Genomic DNA, 20,413 nt, shown 5'->3' with positions numbered 1-20,413 from the left:
TGCTCAAATTCTCGGTGGCGAAGATCCTGTCGCTTAGTCGAACAACGAGCCGACCGAGGTTCTCGATCAAGAGATCTATGACTTTCTGGCGACAATGCCTCGGTGATTGGTGCAATTAAATCGCTAACCGCTGGGGTAAGTTCAATCCACGTGAAAGAGCCTTACCCCCACGTTTTTCCCGCTCCCCCGGATGCTAATGCCTCCGGGAGCGCGGCAGTAATCACTTGCTGCAGCAGCTTTGAGCTGGTTTGCCCCCGGCCTGTTGAACACGGTTGTCGACGCTATGTCCATTGTCCCCCGTCGGTAGGTTCATGGCGATGTTGCCGGCGAAGAAGCCATTTGGCTTCAGGGTGAAGCCGGCGTATTCCACCGGCATGATCGGGAAATCCTCGGGTTTGCAGACATGCGTGTGACCGAAGGAGTGCCATAGCACTAGGTCTGCGTTCTCGATGGGGCGGTTCTGCTTGACGTAGGCCGGCAGGCCATCGCCACCCGCATGGACATTCGGATAGTCGCCGCTCGCATATTTCTCCTTTTCGTCGAAAGCGGTGACCCAAACATGCTTCTTGGCGAAGCCGCCGCGTTGAGCGACCGTCGATTCTGGCTGAGCCAGCATCACGGGCGAGGGCATAGCGACAAGCTTGTACCCGGGCGCCTTGCCGACGCTGTTGGTCACGTTCGGATTTTGCACCTTCCAGTATCGACCTGTTTCGCCATTGGCCACTGACGGTGAATCGAGTTCGCTTTTCAGCACCCGGCTCTTGGTATCAAAGACGTTTCCGTAGGGATTGTCCTCGCCCCAGGGGCGCGGCACGAAGTCGTGTTCCGTCACCGTGTTGCCGCCGCCATCGACGTCCATGTGCAGGCGGACGTTAAAGAAGTGCTGGTGCGTCGGCCCACCGAGATTGTCGTCGACCATGCCGCCCCAGCGATAGGTCTCGCCATCGGCGACGGCCGCCGTCTGGATGATGCCGGTCAGCTTCGCTTCCAGCTGTATCGTGCCGTCCTGGTAGAGATACCAGTAGAAGCCGTAGTCGTAATTGCCGACGGTGGCGAAGAAGGAGATAACGAGACGGCGCGAGCGGCGCACTTCGAAGATGCCGTTGCGGAATTCGTAGTGCTTCCAAAGGATGCCATAGTCTTCCTCGTGCATGCAGATGGCGTTCTTCATGACAAATGGCTGGCCGAAATCGTCGGCCGCCGGCACGTCGAAATAGTGGATCTGGCCGAGGCAGTCGCAGCCGAGTTCCAGGCAGTTCGCCAGGCGCCCCAGGCCATATTCGCCGGCGTCAAATGCGCTCTTCCAGTAATGGTTGGCGGTCGGATCGGCATAGGGCACGACCATTTCGGTGACGCTGGCGCGGAAGATCACCGGCCGCTTCCGGCCCTGGTCGTCGATGCCCAGCTCGTAGATCACCAGGCCCTCGCGCGGCGTGAAGCCGATGCGGAAGCTCCAGCCCTGCCATTCCACCTTCCAGCCGTCGACCGAGAAGCTCGTGCCTTCCGGCTGGACGATATGCAGAGGCTTCAGGTCGGGCCGCGTTTCGGGAAAGGATTCGCGACCGTAGTTCCGTTTTTTCTTCGGCACCGGAATGATCTTCTCGTCATCGTGAAGATCGACCACCTTGTTGGCGGTCAGATCGACGACCGCAACGACACCTTCAACCGGGTGGGCATAGCCATTGTCGCGGACATCACCGCGCCAGTAGGAAACGGCGCGCACGATGCGTTTGCCCTTCTCGAAGTCGTGGCCGAAATAGCCTGACGAGAACGGATCGATCTGGATGAGTGGTATGTCTTCATCGGTAATCCCGCGTTTCTTGACCGCGGCGATCCAGCGAGGATCGGATTTCACCGTTCCCTCGACCGTCTCGAATTCGCAAAGCATGACCGGCGGTTGGCCATAGGGCATTTCATTGAGCGGCAGGCGGACATAGGAGGCAACCTCGCCCTTGCTCAGATCGACGATACCCTCGAAGGTCTCGCCGTTGCTAATGTCCATTGCGAGGAGGAAGGCGCGGCGCGGGAGATAGCCGCCCTGGCGATGGGCAGCCAGATCCGCCTTGGTCGGCTCTTCGAGCCGGATGATTGGAAATCGGACGGTTGATGGGAGGGACTTTGCATCCTTGAGGATGGCAACCGCAGCCCCAATTTCTGCAAGGCTCAGCGGGTCGAGTGGATGGGTGAGCGCGACGACGGCGTCCATGGGTTTGCCTTTCAAATCTTGAGACGTCGGGGCGGCGGAAGGCGCGCGCCCCATATTCTGGGTGTGTCAGCCCGCCGAGCGGCCTGAGCAGATGTCGCTTTCCACCATTCGGTCACCGTGGACACAGAAGATCGAGCAGAAAGCGTGCGTCTTGATGCCAACGGCAAGCGTCGCGACAACGAGGAGGGCGAGGGTCAGCAGGAGAAGCCGATCCGAAAGCGCCAGCTGGCTGGTGGTGGTCATTCGAACACCTTTCCGAGCGAGGCGTAAAGAACCGGCTGAGATTTCTTGACCCGTACCGCAAAGATGGCGCCGAGAATGCCGACGACGACCATGGCGTAAGGGAATGCCTTGACAATCAGGCTGTCGCTACCCGAGAGAAGCGAGAGGTTGGCGGTGACGAGTACCAGGGATCCGAGCAGTCCGACCAGCCCGGTGACCGGGGCGATGATGGTGGTCCAGATCCCGTGGCTGGTCGGCGTCTTCCTGAAGAACATGATGATCGCCACCGAGACAAGTACCTGGACGAGCAGGATGCCAATACCCGCGAGTGCGGCCATCCAGGAGAAGACCACGGTATAGGGGTCGGCGCCGAAGGCGACGAACAGGCCCAATATCACGGCCGCAGCCTCGCTTTGAATAAGGCCGGCGACATAAGGCGAGCCGTGCTTGGGGTGAACCTTACCCAACGCTCTGACGGCTAAGCCCTCGCGCCCAAGTGCGAAGAAGTAGCGGTTGAGCGTGTTGTGGAAGGATAGAATGCAAGCAAACAGGCTGGTGATCAGCAGCACGTTCATCACCTGGCTGGCCCAGGCTCCGAGAACGGAATTGGCAGCGTTGAAATAGAAGCTGTCTAGGCCAGCATTGGCCACGGCTTGAACCTTGCTCGGACCGTAGAACTGGACGATAGCCCAGGTCGAGAATGCGTAGAACAGCGTGATCAGCGTCACGGCAACATAGGTTGCCCGCGGAATGGTCTTCTCCGGATTTTCGGCTTCCTCGCCGAAAATTGCGGTCGCTTCAAAGCCGATGAAGGAGCCGATCACGAAGACCAGTGCCACGCCGAGACCAGGGCCAAATACCGCGGATGGGGCGAACGACGAGAGGTTCATGCCTTCCGGTCCGCCGCCGGTAAACACGATCCCCACGTCGAGCAGCAAAAGGATGGCGATCTCGGCAATCATGCAGACGCCGAGAATAGCGCCGGAAAATGCGATATTTCGCTGGCCGCAGATCAGGACCACGACCAGAGCCGCAAACGACCATGCCCACCAGGGCAGTGCAAGCCCGAACGGAGCGACCGCGCCGGCCATGAAGAAGCCGAACAAACCATAGATGGCGATCTGCACGGCGCTATAGGTCACCAGCGCCATGAACGCGCCGCCCACGCCGGCGGGCTTGCCGATCCCATGCGTGATATAGGTGTAGAATGCGCCGGCACCGCCGACATGGCGGCTCATCGCGGTAAAGCCGACGGAAAAGATCAGGTAGAGCAGCCCGGCCAGCACGAAGGCGCCGGGGACGCCTGCGCCGTTGCCAAAGGCGAATGCTGCGGGCGACGCGCCGACGACAGCGGTCAGCGGCGCTGCGGCTGCTACCACGAAAAAGACGATGTGGGCGAGCCCGACGGAATTCTTGGCCAGGCGGTCCGGCTGTGTGGGTGCCGGGATGCTTGCTTCCAGTGTCATTGAAGAACCCCTTGCTTCTTTATCATTTGAAGGGAGGCTACGTGCTGGCTTCTGGCACTGAAATTGCAAGTTACGCCAATGAATCGATAGTTCGCGCCACACCAACAGCCACGGATACTCGAAATGGCAACTGCACCGCATTTAGTCAGCAAGATGCCGCCTTTTGCCTCAATTCGCGCCTCCGTGCTGATCCCTTTGGTGCAGGAAATTGACAGGAAATCCGGAAAAACCGACCTTCTGCTGGCGTCGCACGGTATTCTACGGTCGCAACTGGCCGATCCCTATGCAGTTCTGCCAATGGCGCGGTACATCGCGCTATTTGAAGACGCGGCAATCATCACCGGCGAGCCCTCATTCGGTGCCAGAATGGGTGTGGGCTTCGAGCCCGCCGACATCGGGCCAATCGGCATGCTCTTCGCCCTGTCGCCAACCATTCGTTCAGCTTTCGAGCGCCTGTCGCGGTATGTCAATGCAGTTCAGGGAGCCACCAGTTCAGGCGTTTTCGAGGAGGATGGCGACTTCGTCTGGAGCTACCGTATCGACGATCCATCCATGTGGCCGCGGCGGCAGGACAGCGAGTTTACGATTGCCGCATCATGCCAGCTCGTGCGCGCATGCTTCCGCCGTGGCTGGCGGCCGATCCAGATTCACCTTGAACATCAGGCGCCTCGAGACACCACCTCCCTTGCACGGATCTATGGTGCGTCGATACTGTTCGGGCAGTCCAGCAATCGCATCATCATGTCCAGAGCGGAGGCCGATCGCGTTCATCGTACGGAGGACAAAAGCCTGATCGAGATCCTGCTGCGGCACATCACCGATCTGCTCGACCGGCCCAGATCGGAGGCGGTCTTAAGCGAGAAAGTCCGGGCTCTGATAGGGATCTATCTCGGTCATAGGCCGATCACTGTAAAGGCCTTTGCAGACGAACTGCAGATGTCGCCCCGCAGCCTGCAGCGGAAGTTAGCCGAGGAAGGGAACTCCTTGCGAGTCCTGGTCCGCGATTATCGACAGGCTCTTATTTCCCTTCACTCGGATGGCAGGAACGGTTGCTCGATGAGCGAACTGGCAAGCATGGCGGGCTATGCAGACAACACCGTATTATGGCGTGCGAGACGAAATTGGAACTCGTCTAGTGGCTAACCTCTCGCAAGCTGATCTGGTAATCGTGTTACCCACCCAACGACGTCAGAATGATTTTCGGTTCGATATATAGTTATTATGTAGGGGTAATTTATAACATGGCCCTGTCTTTCCCTCGGCGCCTGCATTGTTGAAGAACACGTCGATCTTTCCGAACCGTGCCTTGGTCGACGCGACGAAGTTCTGCACCTCGGTCTCTTTCGAAACGTCGGCGGCGATAACGACGCTTCGGTCCGGCTCGAGACCGAGCTCGGCAGACATCGCTTCGAGAGCGTCCTTGTTCAGATCGACGAGGACGAGATTAGCACCCTGATCATGGAAAGCTTTCGTCGCAGCTTTTCCGATCTCTCCGGCCGCTCCGGTGATAAGGACGGCTTTATCTTTGAGTTGCATATGCGTCTCCAGTCTGCTGAAATTTTTGGAATCCCGATTTCCGGGACAGGTCACACGTCGGCTTCCATAACGTTAGGACGGCTGGACGAATTCAGTGAACTTGACCTTGTACTCGACGTCTCGACGGCTGTACTTCCAGGCGCCGTCTTCGCGCTCCAACCAGTCGTGATAGACGCAGATGCTGCCCTCGGTCTTGCCGTCCTTGACCACGAAGAACTGCAGGTAGGCCTTTTGTCGTGCGGTATCGCCTTCGAATGTGATGATCTCGTTGGTCGTGAGGTGATGCATGTTGCCGAAAGTCTCGTTGCAGAGCTTGACGAACGCCGCAAGCTCCTCTGGACCGCGGGGGCGCTGCCCCTCGATCAGGGCGTTGGATACGCCGCTCTTCGTGAAGCACGCTGCCCAGGCCTTTCCGTCGGCATCGTCGACAGCGTAGTTGTACTTCGCATTCAGAGTATTGATTTCCAGTATGTCGGCGACGCGGGCCGTATCTATCGTCTCAGTCATTGGTTCCCCATTTTTTGCTACTCACAGGGCGTCGCTGATGTGATCGCCGCCAAAAAGATCGTGCATTTCTGGCAACAGGTCTTGGCGTAGAGGGAATGGAGATTTTGCGGGGAGAGAACTGGAAGGAACTCAAGAAGCGTTGAATACTCTCGACCTCAACAGGGATTTTCGGTGATCCGTGTCGATCGGCAGACCCGCGCTGCCGCCGATCGATCGCACGCTGAGCAATGGCCCTCCGGATCTCGGGATCTGTGCTCATGCTGCCTAACCTGGCATTCCTGATGGGCGGCGAGATCTATCAGGCCACCGATCTAACTCAGCAATTATCCTTGTGAGCTCCACGTTAGGAAGGTTTCTGGTTTGACGCCATCCGTCCGCGCTTTCTCGATCAGCGGTCTGAGGGTGTCGTTGACGAATTCTTCCATTGTCGTGGGCAGCACCGGACGATCATCGTGGAACTTTACACGCCTGTCGTTAAGAGCAGCCGAGGTGTTCTTATCATAGACCCACCGTTCGAGAGTTCCGAACCGCTCCCGGAATACCGTCTCGACCTCACGATCGCTCGTATCGACGAAGCGATAGTCCACCTCTCTACCGAGTGCCCGGCCGATAGTCGCGGCGATCTCGGGCATGGTGTAATCGATGCCCAGTTGCTTTACGGATCGGTGCCGGTCAGTCGGCGTGTCGAACTCCTTCGCCGCGAAATCCGCGATGTCCTGGATGGCAACCCAAGGAGCTTTGACGTTGGGGTCAAGCGACCAGCCGATCCCATTGTGCTGCGCGATCGAGTCGACCCACCTGGACAGGTCCTCCATGAACCAGCCACCCTGCAAGTGCACCAAATTGATGTCGCGTAGTCGGTTGAGGATCTGATCCAGGATATGGAAGCCCTGGAAATGGCCGGTGTTCCCGCTGACCTCGGATCCCATTCCGGTCAGGCTCACGGCAAAATTCACCGGGGAATCCCGAAGTGCGTCGAAAAACCGAAGCGCTACCGTAGGGTAGTGCCCATGAAGGTCCTCGGCAGCCCAAAGGGTTTTGACCATTAGGAAAGCAGCGTCAACGTCTTCGAAGAACGTGCTAAGCTCACCAGCACCCGTGTCAAAGCTACCAAGGAACGGTTCTGCTCCTTTCGCGACAAGTGCATCGAGGGCGGGCCCTCCTCTCGAAAGGGCTTTGACTGAATGGCCTTTGGCCAAGAGGTTCTCGGTAAGTTTGGCACCGATCCTGCCGGTCGCGCCAACCACGGCGATACGCATGGCTAATCTCCTATAGTTGTTTGACCAAGATCCTAAAGGATTGCGTCGCGAGCAAAATTGGAGATAATGCCATATGATCTCGAAATCGGGCCAATCGTCGAATAAGCGACCTCCCTGCAGTACCGCTTGCGATCTGAGCCTCTCGCATGGGCCGGCGATGGCAATCAGGATGGACTTCGCCGACTATGAAGCCGAGGGGCTGCTGCACCAGCACCGGCAGGGTCAACTGATCGTGGCGCTCCATGGCGCGGTTACCTGCAGAGCGGAAAGTGGGGTCTGGATCGTTCCTCCCGACTGCGGATTTTGGGTGCCCGGTGGCGTTCCTCACAGCAATCAGGTGACGTCCAATGCTCGTCTAACATACCTGTTTGTCGAGCCCGGCGCGGCCATGCTTCCGGCTGAATGCTGCACGCTTTCGGTATCGCCGATGCTTCGGGAGATGATACTCCGGGTAGCGGAACTATCAGAAGGCGATGCGCGCGACGCTCATGTCGATCGTCTCGTGCGGGTCATGCTCGATGAGCTCGCGCTAATGCCGCGTGAGGGCCTGGAACTACCTATATCTGACCATCCAAAGATTGCCTTGATCGCTGCGGCTCTTTTGGCAGACCCGAGCGACCGCCGTACCCTCGGCCAATGGGCTGAGCATGTCGCCGTCAGTGAGCGATCGTTGAAGAGGCTTATGATCCAACAGACAGGATTGAGCTTCGGCCGTTGGCGGCGCCAGCTACATCTCGTCATCGCGCTGCGGGAACTTGCCGGCGGTGCAACAGTCCAACAGGTGGCAGGCGACTTAGGGTACGAATCAACGACGGCCTTCATCGTCATGTTCAGGAAGGCGCTTGGGACCACGCCATCGCGCTATTTTGCCGATCGGCTTTTGAGCGCTGAGCGCGCGTGAGATGTTGCCCATCCGAGGTATCGGCGGCGACAATCCTAAGTTTACTTTCTGCCTAAAGCCTGAGGACGCCAGCCAACGGGCGCTTAGCAGTGGTCTTCGCGGACTTGGCCTAGCGAGCGCAAGCCGAGAAGCGCGACTCGTTTATAAGCGCTCCCAGATCGCGGCGTATCCGCCGGAATGCTGCTCCCGTTCGGGTTCACTCGTTCGGGATGGAGCGTCAGTTCGCGGGCGACGGCGCACGCCTTTGCGGCAAAGTCCTCGCCGGACTCGATCACGTCAAGATCCGCGATGCCCAAGCCGGCCCGATCCAGTGCCATCCATACCCGATACGATCGACGCGCTCACACCTTCCTCTCGGCAATTGCCTTCGCTGCAAGCTTCATCTTCTGGCTCAATCAATCAGCCCTGACCCTAGATCACGACTTGAAATTCTTCTTCGTCAACAATATCTGGGGGTCACTTCCTGTGCGGACGATATCCTGCTCGCTGCAATCGCCGCGGCGTTTGATATTGTCCCGGGATACAAAAGAAGGCGCTCCCCTCACGGGTCGAGCGCCTTTTTTGTGTCGGAGGCGACCGCAAACGAGGTGCTGCATCTTGACCGCAACCGCTTTGCGGATGAGATCTGTAGTCAAACACTCCGTGGGAACACATGCCATTTTTTCTGGTGACGCAGACATCGCTTGTCGAAGCTCAAGATGAGCAGGAGGCCGCTCAAACGGGCGTCGACCGCCTCCGCTCCGGAGGACAGGTCACCGTCGCGGTAAAATCGGATGAAACAACGATCACGCACGTCGTTGTTGCCGCAGTGGTCGAAGAGCCTCTCCCGGTCTCGCCGTCCGAAACCATCAATCCATCGCCCACTGCTGTCGCTATCCCCGAAGCTGCCTTAGCCGCACCGGAAAGCAGGAAACTGATCTTGAAGCGCATGATGGCTGACGCGCTGGCCCTACTGGGGCGCCGAACCTAGTCGCATCCTCAAAAAATTGCTTTCCGCCAGCATTCTATCGTCTTCGAGTTCCGGCTCGAACTGATAAGTGATGATCGAAAAAAAAAGCAGGAAGGATGAACCCGTCGCAGATCGGTCCTCCTGCCGGCGCTGTCGCTCAACCGCCGCCTGCGTCATCCCGGCTGCTTGTCCTTCGCAGGGCTGTTAGCCCCGCTCGTCCTGCACAGCAGGGATGCTCAGCTGCAGTTGCGGCAGTCCTGCCGCTCGGCGGTCCGGGAGGTGTCTTCGGAAAGATGAAGACAGGAAGGGCCGGCAAGGCGCCGGTCCGAACCCTCTAGACAAGGACAAATCCCATGCAGATCATGAAGGTTGACCCACGCGCGCTCAAAGAAAACCCCGACCGGATGCGCCAGTCGAAGTCGTCGCCGCAGGCCGATGCGCTGATGCTGGCCACGATCAAGGCCGTCGGAATCGTGCAGCCGCCGGTAGTCGCACCGGAAACGGATGGCGGAAACGGCTTCACCGGCTCCATTCGCACTCTCGCCCTCAACGTCAAGGCCTGCATCGCCCGGGTGGAGAACTCCTCAGACAAGGGCCCACAGTTCCGCGTCTACGCCGGCAGCGTCGAGCTGGGCGCCGCCTGGCAGAAGACCTCCGAGCAAGGCCGCGACTATCTCTCGGTCGAGCTTGACGATCCGAGCTTCCCGGCTCCGATCTACGCAGCGCTCGCCGAAGTCGAAGGCGAAGATGGCCTCCAGCTCATCTGGTCCCGCCCGAACCGGGATTGATGAAGATTACGGGCTCCACCTCGGGCGGAGCCTTTCCCCGTCGGGAATGGCGGTCTGCGATTAGCGCACGTCGAACCTGGCGAGCATCTTGCGCAATTGCGCGTTCTGCTCGATGAGCTTCTCTGCAAGCTGACGTCGCAACGCGTCGACCTCTGCGTCGAGGTCGGCCATTTCGTCGATGAATGATTTTGGGGCCGCAGCGACAGCATGCGCGACGTCGCCGGTTTGGTCGACGGAGACCACCGGCTCCAAAATCGGCGCAACCTTCTTTCTGCGTGTAGGCACTGGCTTCACCAGCGCCTCAGCAGTTTTGGTTCGCGTGGAAACAGGAACGTCTTCTTCAATCGGAGGCGCTGTTTCGCCGACGGCGGTCGCAGGTTCTGGGTCGGAGTGCGGCGCGGGTGAAGTCTCTTCGACTAGCGTCGCTGGGACGAGATCAACGGCGGTTGTCTCGGGACCCGGATGTTTCTCTTCGGGGGCAGGTTTGTATTCGAGAGCAATGGTCTTGGGTGCGGCTGCGGGGCTTTCGTCTTGACTATGTGGTTTCGGTCTACGCGACACCAGGTCAGCCACAAATCTCCATGGTGTTCTCATCACATGTAACCTTCAAAGCGTGGCGGCGGGACATTGCCGCGGTCATTCATTGTCAGCAGAACCGCATTCATCCTGGCCCTATCAGACGAAAGATCAGCGGCGCCATCACGTGTGAACGCGCGACGCCGCTCCAAAACGAAAATCAGGCCTTGCCAAGACGCTTGCGCAGATCTGCATTCTCGGCGCGCAGCTTTTCGGAGAGCTCCTTACGAAGCTGCTTATTCTCTTCCTCAAGCTTGATGAGGTCGGCGATATCGTCAATGCCGCCCACAGGGGTGGCGACCAGAGCGGAAGCAGCAGCACCAACGCGGGGCTTGCGAGTGGCGGCCGTTTTCGGTGCGGCAGCTGCCTTCTCGGCCTTGACCGGAGCCGTCTTGGAGCCACGCTTCGCACGCGTCTTCTTGCCCGGCTTTTCGACAGGCGCAGCGGTAGCATCGACGGTGCTGGCTTCAGCGACAGCTTTCGGCGTCCGCGGCTTGCGAGTTTTCTTTTCGGCGGGGACTGCGGCCGGCGCTTCGGTGGTCGCAGTTGTTTCAATTGTGTTTTCGTCGGCCATCAGTGTTCTCCTCTGTCAGGCGGGCCAAGCTTTTGATTCGTTGCGAATTAAAGTCAATGCGGGGAGCCGTGTTTTCGCGTGCAATCGGTGCTTGAGGTGTCGCAACGTGCGATTCCTTTCACTGCGCGACGAGGGACCGGTCCAACGCGGGCTCGATGAGGCATGTCTGACTGAAGAGCGGCTGTACCGTCATTCCTCTCCGACTAACATGAGTCCCAGTTGCCGCCTGTCGTTGCGACCCACCTCGTTGGCACAGCTGCGGGGTTGCCTGTGAACAGGTGATTTGCCGCGAAGCTGTTCAGCCTTGTGAGCAGAATATCGGCCGGCAAGGCAGCCAATTCGCTTACCCGCTCCACAATTGTGATGTTCGACAGATACCGCTTACCGATGCACAGTTCCGCTCGCTCGTCGGGGCTGTTCAGCACCCTGTTGAGCCAGCCTTCGGGGACGAGCGCTTCAATGAAGGGCGGTAATCTGCCGGGCGTGATCTGGCCCACAAGCGGCGGACCATCCGGATCGGACGCCTTCCATCGCCATTCGAAGCCATCATGCGCCAGATTGCCGATCGGTGCCCCGTGCCAGGCCACGATCAGATCAAGTGCGGCCTGGTTGGTAACGGTGATGGCGCCCGCTGGTTTCCGTTTGAGGAAACGTTCAGCAGCACGCCTTTCGTCAAACCAGTCATTGTCACGCGCAAGCTGGAAGGCTGCATCGGGTTAGCCAACCGACGGCCTGGCGGATCGGTCATGCGTTGCGCCTCATGGTGGCGCGCGAGCACATGCTCGACGGCACGGTGGAAGTCGACCATTTCTATCTTGGTGGCAGACCGAGAAAGCATCCCGATAATCCACCACCCGGAAGAGGCCGCAAGGGACAGGTAAAGACGGAGAAGACGCCGGTCATGGCGATCGTGCAACGACCGACAGATATCATCTCTGGTTCAAGTGCCGGCGATGCCTGTGCGGCTGTCGTCACCGGCCTTTCGTTGCGTGCTGCCGTTCGAGCGGTTGCAACACAAATTGAACTTCGAGCGCATTTGATGAGTGACGAGGCAAAGGCATTCGTTGCCATAGGCGAAAGCTTTGCCGCACACGAGACGGTCAACCACTCCAGCCGCGAATATGTCCGGGATGCCGTCCACGTCAATTCAGCCGAGGGGTTTAATGCACGGGTCCGGCGAACCATTGCAGGCGTCTTTCACCACGTCAGCCCAGAACTTGCCGACCTGTATTTCCATGAAATCGGCTTCAGATGGTCCCAGCGCGTTGTTACCGGCCAAGCGGTACAGAAAAGCCAAAGCGGCAAGGAACGCACGAAGATCCTTTGGTCACGAGTACCTCCTGCACTGCAATTAATGCAAGTTTTCCGTGCTGCTACCGGCCGCCAAATGCGCCGTAGTCATAGCGGAGGCATCACCATCAAATCTGCCGTGGCTGTCTTTGGTTGATAAACACCGCGTACGATTTCGGACTGCTCTTGTTCTGACCCCCTTTAGTCACGATAATTTTCAGGATTTGATACAATTATTGTGACAATACCCCGACCGGCGCACCTTTGCCGAATCTGCGAAGTGTTACTGACAGTTAGGCAGAATTAACCCAAGAGGTAGATGCAGGGGAAACTGCAGATCTGCAGAGAATCCGGCCGGTTTTGCACACCCATGTTGGCTCGATTTCCACCACGGCTCCCCGACTCACGAGAATCGGCCTCTGCAGATCTGCAGATGGCCAATCGTGGTTTGTGGTGATCTTGATCCCGCCAGACGAAGTTCACGCGGAGATAAGGATGCAGGTTCTTGCGATCTCGCCCGACCGATTTGTCGAGCATCAAATTCTTCTGAAGCAGATGTATCGGCTGCGCGCCGACATATTTGGCGGGCGGCTCGAATGGGACGTCACCATCGTGGACGGTGACGAGCGGGATCAATACGACGACCTCGATCCGACCTACATCCTCGCCATCTCCGGCGGCAATGTGGTCGGATGTGCACGCCTCCTTCCCGCAGTCGGCCCGACCATGCTCGAACTGACATTTCCGCAGCTCCTGGCGGAAGGTTCGCTCAATGCGACCAGTGCGATGATCGAGAGTTCCCGCTTCTGCGTCGATACAACTTTGCCCGCGGGTAGGGGAGGGGGGCAGCTCCACCTTGCAACACTTACCATGTTCGCCGGAATCATCGAATGGTCGATGGCGAACGGCTACGACAAGATCGCTACCGCCACCGATCTGCGCTTTGAGCGCATCCTGAACCGGGCGGGATGGCCGATGGCGCGGTTGGGTGAACCCGTGGCGATTGGCAATACCGTCGCCATTGCCGGCACACTTCCAGCGGACCAGGAGAGCTTCGAACAGGTCCGCCCGGCGAACTATCGGTCTATTCTCTCGCGCACTGATAATCACTCGGTCAGGAGCGCAGCGTGACTCAGCTTCGTTCCCATACTAGACTTGTCCGCAAACTCCAGGACGCCCTTGGCGACCAGCTCTGCGTCGCCCTCGACGACGCGACAGTCGTCGAGATTATGCTCAATCCTGACGGCCGACTGTTCATCGAACGTCTCGGTCACGGCGTAGCCAAAGCCGGGGTCATGACACCAGCGGCTGCGGAAGTCGTCATCGGCAGCGTCGCCCATGCGTTGCAGTCGGAGGCAGATGACAAGCGTCCGATCATCTCGGGCGAGCTACCCATCGGTGGCCATCGGTTCGAGGGTCTGCTCCCGCCGGTCGTATCCGGACCTGCCTTCACGATCCGGCGCCGCGCCTCGCGACTCGTCCCGCTCGACGACTACGTGACCTCGAAGGTGATGACAGAAGAACAGGCATCGGCCATCCGCAGTGCCATTGACGCCCGCATGAACATCGTCATTTCCGGGGGCACTGGCTCCGGCAAGACCACGCTCGCCAACGCAATTATCGCCGAAATCGTCTCGGCCGTACCAGATGATCGCATGGTGATCCTTGAAGACACTGCCGAGATCCAGTGCGCAGCAGAAAACGCTGTCTGCCTGCATACCAGCGATACGATCGATATGGCGCGACTGCTGAAAAGCACGATGCGTCTCAGGCCTGATCGCATCATCGTCGGTGAGGTCCGCGACGGCGCGGCTCTCACATTGCTGAAGGCATGGAACACGGGTCATCCTGGCGGGGTCACCACGATCCATTCCAACACCGCGATGTCGGCGCTGCGTCGGCTCGAGCAACTGACCGCCGAGGCCAGCCAGCAGCCGATGCAGGAGGTGATCGGTGAGGCGGTCGATCTCGTCGTCTCCATCGAGCGGACGGGGAAGGGGAGGCGGGTCCGCGAGGTGATCCACATCGAGGGATACCGCAACAACCACTACCAGACCGAACACTATGCCCAGACCGATGAGGACAGCCATGTCGCGTAAGACCTATCTCATTCTCGCAGCCATTATGTTCGCCGCCGTCTCCTTTAACCTTTCGGAGCCCGCATTGGCGTCCTCAGGAGGTGGCGGCCTTCCGTGGGAATCACCACTGCAGCAGATCCAGCAGTCGATCACCGGACCCGTCGCGGGATTCATTGCGCTTGCGGCAGTCGCGATCGCCGGTGCCATGCTGATCTTCGGCGGGGAACTCAACGATTTTGCTCGTCGCCTTTGCTATGTCGCCCTGGTCGGCGGCGTTCTCCTCGGCGCTACTCAGATCGTCGCTCTGTTCGGCGCAACCGGCGCGTCGATCGGCGAGGCTCATTCGCAGGCTGGGCGCAGCATGACCGAGCCCACGATGACGCCGGCCACCGCAGGGGAGGAGGGGCGTGGCTGAAGCCGGTTCCAACCTCATCCGGTCGCGGGTACACCGGGCGCTGTCGCGCCCCAACCTGTTGATGGGCGCCGATCGCGAGCTTGTCTTGCTGACGGCGCTTGCCGCCGTCATCCTGATCTTCGTGGTCCTGACCTGGTACGCAGCGCTGTTCGGCGTCGCGGTCTGGCTGATCACGGTCGCGGCCCTTCGATCAATGGCCAAGGCCGATCCGCTGATGCGACGAGTCTATGTCCGGCATATCTCCTACAAGACGTTCTACCGCGCGACATCGTCGCCGTGGCGCAGGTATTGAGGGGGTATGGCATGGTTGCCCTCAAATCTTTCCGCCATTCCGGACCGTCCTTTGCTGATCTCGTTCCCTATGCCGGGCTGGTCGACAACGGCGTCATTCTCCTGAAGGACGGCTCGCTCATGGCCGGCTGGTATTTTGCCGGCCCCGACAGCGAAAGTTCGACCGACGCCGAGCGTAACGAGGTGTCGCGGCAAATCAATGCCATCCTGTCGCGGCTTGGTTCCGGCTGGATGATCCAGGTCGAGGCCGTGCGCGTGCCGACCGGTGATTACCCTGATGAGGCTGAATCGCACTTCCCCGATCCAGTCACCCGCGCCATCGATGACGAGCGACGCATGCACTTCCAGAAGGAAAGGGGGCATTTCGAGAGCCGCCATGCTTTGATCCTGACCTGGCGGCCGCCGGAGCCGCGGCGCTCCGGCCTGACGCGGTATGTCTATTCGGATGCGGCGAGCCGTTCCGCGACCTATGCCGACACGATGTTGCAAAGCTTCCTGACCTCGATCCGTGAGGTCGAGCAATACCTTGCCAATGTCGTCTCGATCCGTCGGATGATGACGCGGGAAACCTCAGATCGCGGTGGGTTCCGTGTCGCCCGATACGATGAGCTCTTCCAGTTCATCCGTTTTTGTATCACTGGTGAGAACCATCCGGTGCGCCTGCCTGATATCCCCATGTATCTCGACTGGCTGGTGACGGCCGAACTGCAGCACGGACTGACGCCACTGGTCGAGAACCGGTTTCTCGGCGTGGTGGCGATCGATGGCCTGCCCGCTGAAAGCTGGCCGGGAATACTCAACAGTCTCGACCTGATGCCGCTCACGTATCGCTGGTCATCCCGCTTCGTCTTCCTTGACGCCGAGGAGGCACGCGCAAGGCTCGAACGCACGCGCAAGAAGTGGCAGCAGAAGGTCAGACCCTTCTTCGATCAGCTCTTCCAGACGCAATCGCGATCGCTCGATCAAGACGCGATGCTGATGGTGGCAGAGACCGAGGACGCGATCGCCGAAGCCTCGTCGCAACTTGTGGCCTACGGCTATTACACCCCGGTCATTGTTCTCTTCGATGAAGACCAGCCAAGCCTACAGGAGAAGTGTGAGGCTGTTCGCCGCCTGATCCAGGCAGAAGGTTTTGGCGCACGGATCGAGACGATCAACGCGACCGATGCGTTTCTCGGCAGCCTACCGGGCGTGTCCTATGCCAACATCCGTGAACCATTGATCAACACGCGCAATCTCGCCGACCTCATCCCGCTCAATTCGGTCTGGTCGGGAAGCCCGACCGCACCTTGCCCATTCTACCCAGCTGGATCGCCTCCGTTGATGCAGGTCGCCAGTGGGTCATCACCCTTCCGGCTGAACCTGCATGTCGACGATGTCGGCCACACGCTGATCTTCGGCCCGACCGGATCGGGCAAATCGACACTGCTGTCACTGATTGCAGCCCAGTTCCGACGCTACGCCGGTGCGCAGATCTTCGCCTTCGACAAGGGGGGCTCGATGCTGCCGCTGACACTCGGGCTGGACGGCGACCACTATCAGATCGGCGGCGATATCGGCCCGTCGGCGAATGGCGAGGTGAGGGCACTTTCCTTCTGCCCGCTGGCCGAACTCTCGACCGACGGCGACCGTGCTTTCGCCTCCGAGTGGATCGAGATGCTGGTCGCGCTGCAAGGTGTGACGATCACGCCGGACTACCGCAATGCTATTTCGCGGCAGATCGGGCTGATGGCCGAGTCGCGCGGCCGCTCCCTCTCCGACTTTGTCTCGGGTGTACAGATGCGCGAGATCAAGGACGCCCTGTATCACTACACCGTCGATGGTCCGATGGGACAGCTTCTTGATGCCGAGGAGGACGGCCTGGCGCTCGGCGCCTTCCAGTGCTTCGAGATCGAGGAACTGATGAACATGGGCGAGCGCAATCTTGTGCCTGTTCTGACCTATCTGTTCCGACGCATTGAAAAGCGGCTCACCGGTGCGCCCAGCCTGATCATCCTCGACGAGGCGTGGCTGATGCTCGGCCACCCGGTGTTCCGGGACAAGATCCGAGAATGGCTGAAGGTCCTGCGCAAGGCCAATTGCGCCGTGGTGCTCGCCACCCAGTCGATCTCGGACGCGGAACGCTCCGGCATCATCGATGTGCTGAAGGAATCCTGCCCAACCAAAATTTGTCTCCCGAACGGGGCCGCCCGCGAACCGGGCACGCGCGAGTTCTACGAGCGCATCGGCTTCAACGAGCGGCAGATCGAGATCGTCGCGACCGCTATCCCGAAGCGGGACTATTACGTCGTGTCGCCCGAAGGGCGCCGTCTGTTCGACATGGCGCTCGGCCCCGTCGCGCTCTCCTTTGTCGGAGCGTCCGGAAAGGAAGACCTCAAGCGCATCCGCGCCCTGCATCTTGAACATGGGGCTTCCTGGCCTCTCCATTGGCTCCAGCAAAGGGGGATCGCCCATGCCCACACGCTCTTCCCAACCGAATAGGATATGGCACGCCGCGCTCGGTGTGGCCCTCATGCTCTCTTGCGCTTTCCCGCTTCCAGCTGAGGCCGGCGGCGTAACGGGACAGGCAACCGAATGGACACAGCTCGCCAACAATACCGAACTGATCTCGCTCGTCGGCAAGTCCGCTGAGCAGGTGAACAACCAGATTACCCAGATCTCGCAGTTGGCCGAGCAGATCCAGAATCAGCTCAACATCTACAAGAACATGCTGCAGAACACCGCGCAGCTTCCAAACCACATCTGGGGCCAGGTCGAAAGCGATCTGAAGAACCTTCAGACCGTCGTCAACCAAGGACAGGGCGTCGCCTTCTCCATGGGCAATGTCGACGATGTCCTGAAAGCACGCTTCCAGAGCTTCGCGGACATGAAGAGCAGCCTGCCGGGCGGCGCGAGCTTCTCGACGACCTATCAGAGCTGGTCCGACACCAATCGCGACACCATCGCCGGCACGCTCAAGGCCGCAAATCTGACGGCCGAGCAATTCTCCAGTGAGGAGAGCACGATGTCGCAGCTCAGATCGATGTCGGAATCGGCCGATGGCCAGATGAAGGCGCTGCAGGTCGGTCACGAAATTGCAGCACAGCAGGTCGCCCAGATGCAGAAGCTGCGGGGTCTGGTCTCACAGCAGATGACGATGATGGGCACGTGGTTCCAGTCAGAACAGGCACAGAAAGATCTGGCACAAGCGCGGCGCGAACAATTCTTCAGCGGAACGGAGCGCGATATCAGAGGCGGCCAGACCATGGAGCCCCGCTGGTGAGCACGCGTCTGATCGTCATTATCGCCCTTGTAGCGATCGTTTGCGCGGGGGGTGCGAGTGTCATCACCTGGATCGTGTTTCGGCCGGAGCCCGTTTCCGGATCTGACGCGATCGCGACAGGCTCTCCCTCCGATGAAGACCGGCGCCGACATCGTGAAGAGCTCTTCGGTGGAGACGCGAGCCGCGACATTCGCGGGGGCCAGGAGATGAAGCCGCGATGGTAGCCGTTCCTTCTGCTCGCACGCTCGAACGGGTGTTTATCGCGATTGCGGTCGTCCTGGTGGTGACCACGCCGGCGATGGCACAACAGGGCCAGGTACTGACCACACTCGAAAATTCCGTCGTCACTGCCGCGAAGGGCTGGGAGACGACGGTGATGAATGCCGCCCGCTCGTTGTTCTGGATACTCGCCGGCATCGAAGTCGGCATCGCTGCCGTATGGCTGGCGATCAACGCCGCTTCGCTCGACAATTGGTTCGCTGAACTCGTCAAACGCATCATGTTCATCGGCCTGTTCGCCTTCATCCTCGACAGGGGGCCGGAGTTCGCCAAGGCCGTGGTCGACAGTCTCTACCAGATCGGCGCCGGTGGCGGCTCGGCATCTCCCGCGAATATCTTCGATGCCGGCATTCGTGTCGCGACGAAAATGTCTGAACAAGCGAAGTTTGGGCTCTTCGAGGATAACTCGCTCGCGATCGCTGCCGTCTTTGCGATGGTCGTCGTCGTCGTGTCGTTTTCGCTGGTGGCTGCGATCTTCGTCGCCGTGATGGTCGAGATGTATGTCGGCCTGCTCGCTGGCATGATCATGCTCGGGCTCGGCGGTTCTTCCCATACAAAGGACTTTGCGATCAAATATCTGGTCTATGCCTTTTCCGTCGGCATGAAGCTGATGGCGCTGGTGATGATCGCCAAGATCGGCTCGGACATCCTTCTCGGTCTGGCGGAGGCGCCAACTGCGACATCGGAACAGTTCATCACCACGCTGGCGATTGCCGGCATCTCGGTCGTGGTCTTCGTCATCGCAATGTATGTGCCGCCCATCCTGCAGGGCGTGGTCCAGGGCGCATCGGTCGGCGGCGGCATGGAAGCCATCCGTCATGGCGGGCAGGCCGCATCCGCAGCACTCGGCGCCGGGTTCCTGACGATCGATGCGGCCAACAGAGGCTTCGGAGCCGCGAGTGCCGCAAGGGCAGGGGGCGCGTCTTTGGCCAGTGCGGCGCTGCGCGGCATGCAGGCCGGGATTGGCGGAGCGGCCGGCGCAGTCGGCTCGGCAGCAAAGGAAAAGGCGATTGGCTCGCCCGGCGCCTATGCCGGGTCGATGCTCGGCCTTGCCAACGCCAAGCTCGATCAGCCATCTGGCCGGCCGGGCACACCGCCTCCGCCACCGCCGATCAACGACGTCAAGTGACAGGAGGCTGACAGAATGGCCGGACAGAATGTTCCAGATAATCCCTACATCGCCGCCCGCAACGAATGGAACGAACGGTATGGCTCGTACGTCAAAGCGGCAGCCGCGTGGCGTGCCGTCGGCATTGCCGGAATGACAATGGCAGTCGTCGGTTTTGGTTACGCGCTGTACCAGAGCACCCAGGTCAAGCTGATCCCTTACATCGTCGAAGTCGACAAGCTCGGCACATCAGTCAATGCGGGTTTTCCGCAGCAGATCGAATATGCCGATCCACGGGTGGTGCGCGCGACACTTGGCAGCTTCGTGTTGAACTTCCGATCCGTCACGCCGGATGCGGTCGTGCAGAAGCAGTATATCGACCGGACCTATGGGCTGCTCCGCACCTCCGATCCCGCGACGGAAAAGGTCAATGCCTGGTTTCGCTCTAACTCGCCCTTCGAGAAGGCGAAGACCGCGACGGTGGCGATCGAGGTCAACAACATCGTCGCTCTATCGAACCAGAGCTACCAGATCGACTGGACCGAGTTCGAACGCGACCGCCGCGGTAAGGAGACCGCCACGCGCCGCTTCCGCGGCGTCGCCACCGTGACACTGACGCCGCCTCAGGACGAGGGCGTCATCCGTCTCAATCCCATCGGTCTCTATCTCAGGGACTTCGACTGGACCGCGCAGCTTTGAAAGGCAT

The 20,413-nt window shown here is 59.8% G+C and carries 22 protein-coding genes and 2 pseudogenes; 14 read left to right on the top strand and 10 right to left on the bottom strand.

Features of this window, described 5'->3' with window-relative positions:
* Positions 1-220 precede the first annotated feature (220 nt).
* The 3 genes from FHT28_RS31135 to FHT28_RS31125 form a co-directional block, all read right to left on the bottom strand.
* A complete protein-coding gene (locus FHT28_RS31135) occupies positions 221-2,206 on the bottom strand; it encodes a primary-amine oxidase (RefSeq protein WP_168598327.1) in 1,986 nt (661 codons plus the stop codon).
* A gap of 66 nt (positions 2,207-2,272) precedes the next feature.
* Entirely contained in the window at positions 2,273-2,449 is a 177-nt protein-coding gene (locus FHT28_RS31130; RefSeq protein ID WP_168598326.1) for a hypothetical protein, read from the bottom strand.
* The gene (locus FHT28_RS31125; RefSeq protein ID WP_168598325.1) at positions 2,446-3,894 is read right to left on the bottom strand and encodes an APC family permease; all 1,449 of its coding nucleotides are present in this window, start codon (positions 3,892-3,894) and stop codon (positions 2,446-2,448) included. The genes FHT28_RS31130 and FHT28_RS31125 overlap by 4 nt, the downstream gene beginning before the upstream one ends.
* Positions 3,895-4,017: 123 nt before the next feature.
* Between FHT28_RS31125 and FHT28_RS31120 the strand changes: the two genes are divergently transcribed.
* Complete coding sequence (locus FHT28_RS31120) at positions 4,018-5,037, top strand: AraC family transcriptional regulator (protein WP_037198343.1); 1,020 nt, start codon at positions 4,018-4,020, stop codon at positions 5,035-5,037.
* Positions 5,038-5,082: 45 nt separating this feature from the next.
* On the opposite strand, the gene FHT28_RS31115 is transcribed toward FHT28_RS31120, so the two are convergent.
* From FHT28_RS31115 to FHT28_RS31105, 3 genes are all read right to left on the bottom strand, one after another.
* Positions 5,083-5,430 carry an SDR family NAD(P)-dependent oxidoreductase gene (locus FHT28_RS31115; protein WP_051963836.1) on the bottom strand — a complete coding sequence of 116 codons (348 nt, stop codon included), beginning with the start codon at positions 5,428-5,430 and terminating at the stop codon, positions 5,083-5,085.
* 72 nt (positions 5,431-5,502) lie between these two features.
* A complete protein-coding gene (locus FHT28_RS31110) occupies positions 5,503-5,937 on the bottom strand; it encodes a nuclear transport factor 2 family protein (protein WP_168598324.1) in 435 nt (144 codons plus the stop codon).
* Between the two features lie 323 nt (positions 5,938-6,260).
* Positions 6,261-7,196 (bottom strand): NmrA family NAD(P)-binding protein, encoded by a 936-nt coding sequence (locus FHT28_RS31105; RefSeq protein WP_037198345.1) that lies wholly within the window; start codon positions 7,194-7,196, stop codon positions 6,261-6,263.
* A gap of 73 nt (positions 7,197-7,269) precedes the next feature.
* Between FHT28_RS31105 and FHT28_RS31100 the strand changes: the two genes are divergently transcribed.
* Positions 7,270-8,097, top strand: a complete 828-nt coding sequence (locus FHT28_RS31100; protein ID WP_037198346.1) for a helix-turn-helix transcriptional regulator — start codon at positions 7,270-7,272, stop codon at positions 8,095-8,097.
* An 83-nt stretch (positions 8,098-8,180) separates the two neighbouring features.
* Here FHT28_RS31100 and FHT28_RS31095 read toward each other — a convergent pair whose 3' ends face one another.
* Positions 8,181-8,414, bottom strand: a complete 234-nt coding sequence (locus tag FHT28_RS31095) for a hypothetical protein (RefSeq protein ID WP_168598323.1) — start codon at positions 8,412-8,414, stop codon at positions 8,181-8,183.
* 335 nt (positions 8,415-8,749) lie between these two features.
* On the opposite strand from FHT28_RS31095, the gene FHT28_RS31090 reads away from it, so the two are divergent.
* Together FHT28_RS31090 and FHT28_RS36525 are read left to right on the top strand one after the other, a co-directional pair.
* Positions 8,750-9,067 (top strand): hypothetical protein, encoded by a 318-nt coding sequence (locus FHT28_RS31090; RefSeq protein ID WP_168598322.1) that lies wholly within the window; start codon positions 8,750-8,752, stop codon positions 9,065-9,067.
* Between the two features lie 452 nt (positions 9,068-9,519).
* Positions 9,520-9,834 carry a DUF736 domain-containing protein gene (locus FHT28_RS36525; RefSeq protein WP_051963856.1) on the top strand — a complete coding sequence of 105 codons (315 nt, stop codon included), beginning with the start codon at positions 9,520-9,522 and terminating at the stop codon, positions 9,832-9,834.
* Positions 9,835-9,894: 60 nt separating this feature from the next.
* Here FHT28_RS36525 and FHT28_RS31080 read toward each other — a convergent pair whose 3' ends face one another.
* The 3 genes and pseudogenes from FHT28_RS31080 to FHT28_RS31070 all read right to left on the bottom strand — a co-directional run.
* Positions 9,895-10,428 carry a hypothetical protein gene (locus tag FHT28_RS31080; protein ID WP_168598286.1) on the bottom strand — a complete coding sequence of 178 codons (534 nt, stop codon included), beginning with the start codon at positions 10,426-10,428 and terminating at the stop codon, positions 9,895-9,897.
* Positions 10,429-10,570: 142 nt separating this feature from the next.
* Positions 10,571-10,984, bottom strand: a complete 414-nt coding sequence (locus FHT28_RS31075) for a SyrB-like regulator (protein ID WP_112440583.1) — start codon at positions 10,982-10,984, stop codon at positions 10,571-10,573.
* 266 nt (positions 10,985-11,250) lie between these two features.
* Positions 11,251-11,697 (bottom strand): annotated as a pseudogene (locus FHT28_RS31070) (type II toxin-antitoxin system HipA family toxin); the annotation flags it as partial.
* 5 nt (positions 11,698-11,702) lie between these two features.
* Between FHT28_RS31070 and FHT28_RS31065 the strand changes: the two are divergent.
* The 10 genes and pseudogenes from FHT28_RS31065 to FHT28_RS31020 form a co-directional block, all read left to right on the top strand.
* Positions 11,703-12,431 (top strand): annotated as a pseudogene (locus FHT28_RS31065) (IS1595 family transposase); the annotation flags it as partial.
* A gap of 338 nt (positions 12,432-12,769) precedes the next feature.
* Entirely contained in the window at positions 12,770-13,405 is a 636-nt protein-coding gene (locus tag FHT28_RS31060) for an acyl-homoserine-lactone synthase (protein ID WP_168598321.1), read from the top strand.
* The gene (gene trbB, locus FHT28_RS31055; RefSeq protein ID WP_168598320.1) at positions 13,402-14,373 is read left to right on the top strand and encodes a P-type conjugative transfer ATPase TrbB; all 972 of its coding nucleotides are present in this window, start codon (positions 13,402-13,404) and stop codon (positions 14,371-14,373) included. Before FHT28_RS31060 ends, trbB begins: the two co-directional genes overlap by 4 nt.
* Positions 14,363-14,767, top strand: a complete 405-nt coding sequence (gene trbC, locus FHT28_RS31050; RefSeq protein WP_037198356.1) for a conjugal transfer pilin TrbC — start codon at positions 14,363-14,365, stop codon at positions 14,765-14,767. Before trbB ends, trbC begins: the two co-directional genes overlap by 11 nt.
* Complete coding sequence (locus tag FHT28_RS31045; RefSeq protein ID WP_112440585.1) at positions 14,760-15,059, top strand: conjugal transfer protein TrbD; 300 nt, start codon at positions 14,760-14,762, stop codon at positions 15,057-15,059. Before trbC ends, FHT28_RS31045 begins: the two co-directional genes overlap by 8 nt.
* A gap of 11 nt (positions 15,060-15,070) precedes the next feature.
* On the top strand, positions 15,071-17,539 hold the full coding sequence (locus tag FHT28_RS31040) for a conjugal transfer protein TrbE (protein ID WP_168598319.1): 2,469 nt from the start codon (positions 15,071-15,073) through the stop codon (positions 17,537-17,539).
* Positions 17,511-18,320 carry a P-type conjugative transfer protein TrbJ gene (gene trbJ / locus FHT28_RS31035; RefSeq protein ID WP_168598318.1) on the top strand — a complete coding sequence of 270 codons (810 nt, stop codon included), beginning with the start codon at positions 17,511-17,513 and terminating at the stop codon, positions 18,318-18,320. The genes FHT28_RS31040 and trbJ overlap by 29 nt, the downstream gene beginning before the upstream one ends.
* Positions 18,317-18,544: an entry exclusion protein TrbK gene (gene trbK / locus FHT28_RS31030; protein WP_168598317.1), complete on the top strand. Its 228-nt coding sequence runs from the start codon at positions 18,317-18,319 to the stop codon at positions 18,542-18,544. The genes trbJ and trbK overlap by 4 nt, the downstream gene beginning before the upstream one ends.
* Complete coding sequence (gene trbL, locus FHT28_RS31025) at positions 18,538-19,728, top strand: P-type conjugative transfer protein TrbL (RefSeq protein ID WP_168598316.1); 1,191 nt, start codon at positions 18,538-18,540, stop codon at positions 19,726-19,728. The genes trbK and trbL overlap by 7 nt, the downstream gene beginning before the upstream one ends.
* A gap of 15 nt (positions 19,729-19,743) precedes the next feature.
* A complete protein-coding gene (locus FHT28_RS31020; protein WP_168598315.1) occupies positions 19,744-20,406 on the top strand; it encodes a conjugal transfer protein TrbF in 663 nt (220 codons plus the stop codon).
* Positions 20,407-20,413: the final 7 nt, after the last annotated feature.

This window comes from Rhizobium sp. SG570, assembly GCF_012275345.1.
In the GTDB taxonomy this organism is placed as follows: Bacteria; Pseudomonadota; Alphaproteobacteria; order Rhizobiales; family Rhizobiaceae; genus Rhizobium; species Rhizobium lusitanum.
Note: the sequence above shows the minus strand (reverse complement) of the source record. Positions and strands in the feature narration are given on the sequence as shown.

Coding starts and splice junctions, on each gene's coding strand:
- trbJ (WP_168598318.1), top strand. CDS start 17,511: ATGCCCACACGCTCTTCCCAACCGAATAGGATATGGCACGCCGCGCTC.
- FHT28_RS31135 (WP_168598327.1), bottom strand. CDS start 2,206: ATGGACGCCGTCGTCGCGCTCACCCATCCACTCGACCCGCTGAGCCTT.
- FHT28_RS31040 (WP_168598319.1), top strand. CDS start 15,071: ATGGTTGCCCTCAAATCTTTCCGCCATTCCGGACCGTCCTTTGCTGAT.
- FHT28_RS31120 (WP_037198343.1), top strand. CDS start 4,018: ATGGCAACTGCACCGCATTTAGTCAGCAAGATGCCGCCTTTTGCCTCA.
- FHT28_RS31105 (WP_037198345.1), bottom strand. CDS start 7,196: ATGCGTATCGCCGTGGTTGGCGCGACCGGCAGGATCGGTGCCAAACTT.
- FHT28_RS31095 (WP_168598323.1), bottom strand. CDS start 8,414: ATGGCACTGGATCGGGCCGGCTTGGGCATCGCGGATCTTGACGTGATC.
- FHT28_RS31100 (WP_037198346.1), top strand. CDS start 7,270: ATGATCTCGAAATCGGGCCAATCGTCGAATAAGCGACCTCCCTGCAGT.
- FHT28_RS31060 (WP_168598321.1), top strand. CDS start 12,770: ATGCAGGTTCTTGCGATCTCGCCCGACCGATTTGTCGAGCATCAAATT.
- FHT28_RS31075 (WP_112440583.1), bottom strand. CDS start 10,984: ATGGCCGACGAAAACACAATTGAAACAACTGCGACCACCGAAGCGCCG.
- FHT28_RS31110 (WP_168598324.1), bottom strand. CDS start 5,937: ATGACTGAGACGATAGATACGGCCCGCGTCGCCGACATACTGGAAATC.
- FHT28_RS31090 (WP_168598322.1), top strand. CDS start 8,750: ATGCCATTTTTTCTGGTGACGCAGACATCGCTTGTCGAAGCTCAAGAT.
- FHT28_RS31080 (WP_168598286.1), bottom strand. CDS start 10,428: ATGAGAACACCATGGAGATTTGTGGCTGACCTGGTGTCGCGTAGACCG.
- FHT28_RS31125 (WP_168598325.1), bottom strand. CDS start 3,894: ATGACACTGGAAGCAAGCATCCCGGCACCCACACAGCCGGACCGCCTG.
- FHT28_RS31020 (WP_168598315.1), top strand. CDS start 19,744: ATGGCCGGACAGAATGTTCCAGATAATCCCTACATCGCCGCCCGCAAC.
- trbC (WP_037198356.1), top strand. CDS start 14,363: ATGTCGCGTAAGACCTATCTCATTCTCGCAGCCATTATGTTCGCCGCC.
- FHT28_RS31130 (WP_168598326.1), bottom strand. CDS start 2,449: ATGACCACCACCAGCCAGCTGGCGCTTTCGGATCGGCTTCTCCTGCTG.
- FHT28_RS31115 (WP_051963836.1), bottom strand. CDS start 5,430: ATGCAACTCAAAGATAAAGCCGTCCTTATCACCGGAGCGGCCGGAGAG.
- trbL (WP_168598316.1), top strand. CDS start 18,538: ATGGTAGCCGTTCCTTCTGCTCGCACGCTCGAACGGGTGTTTATCGCG.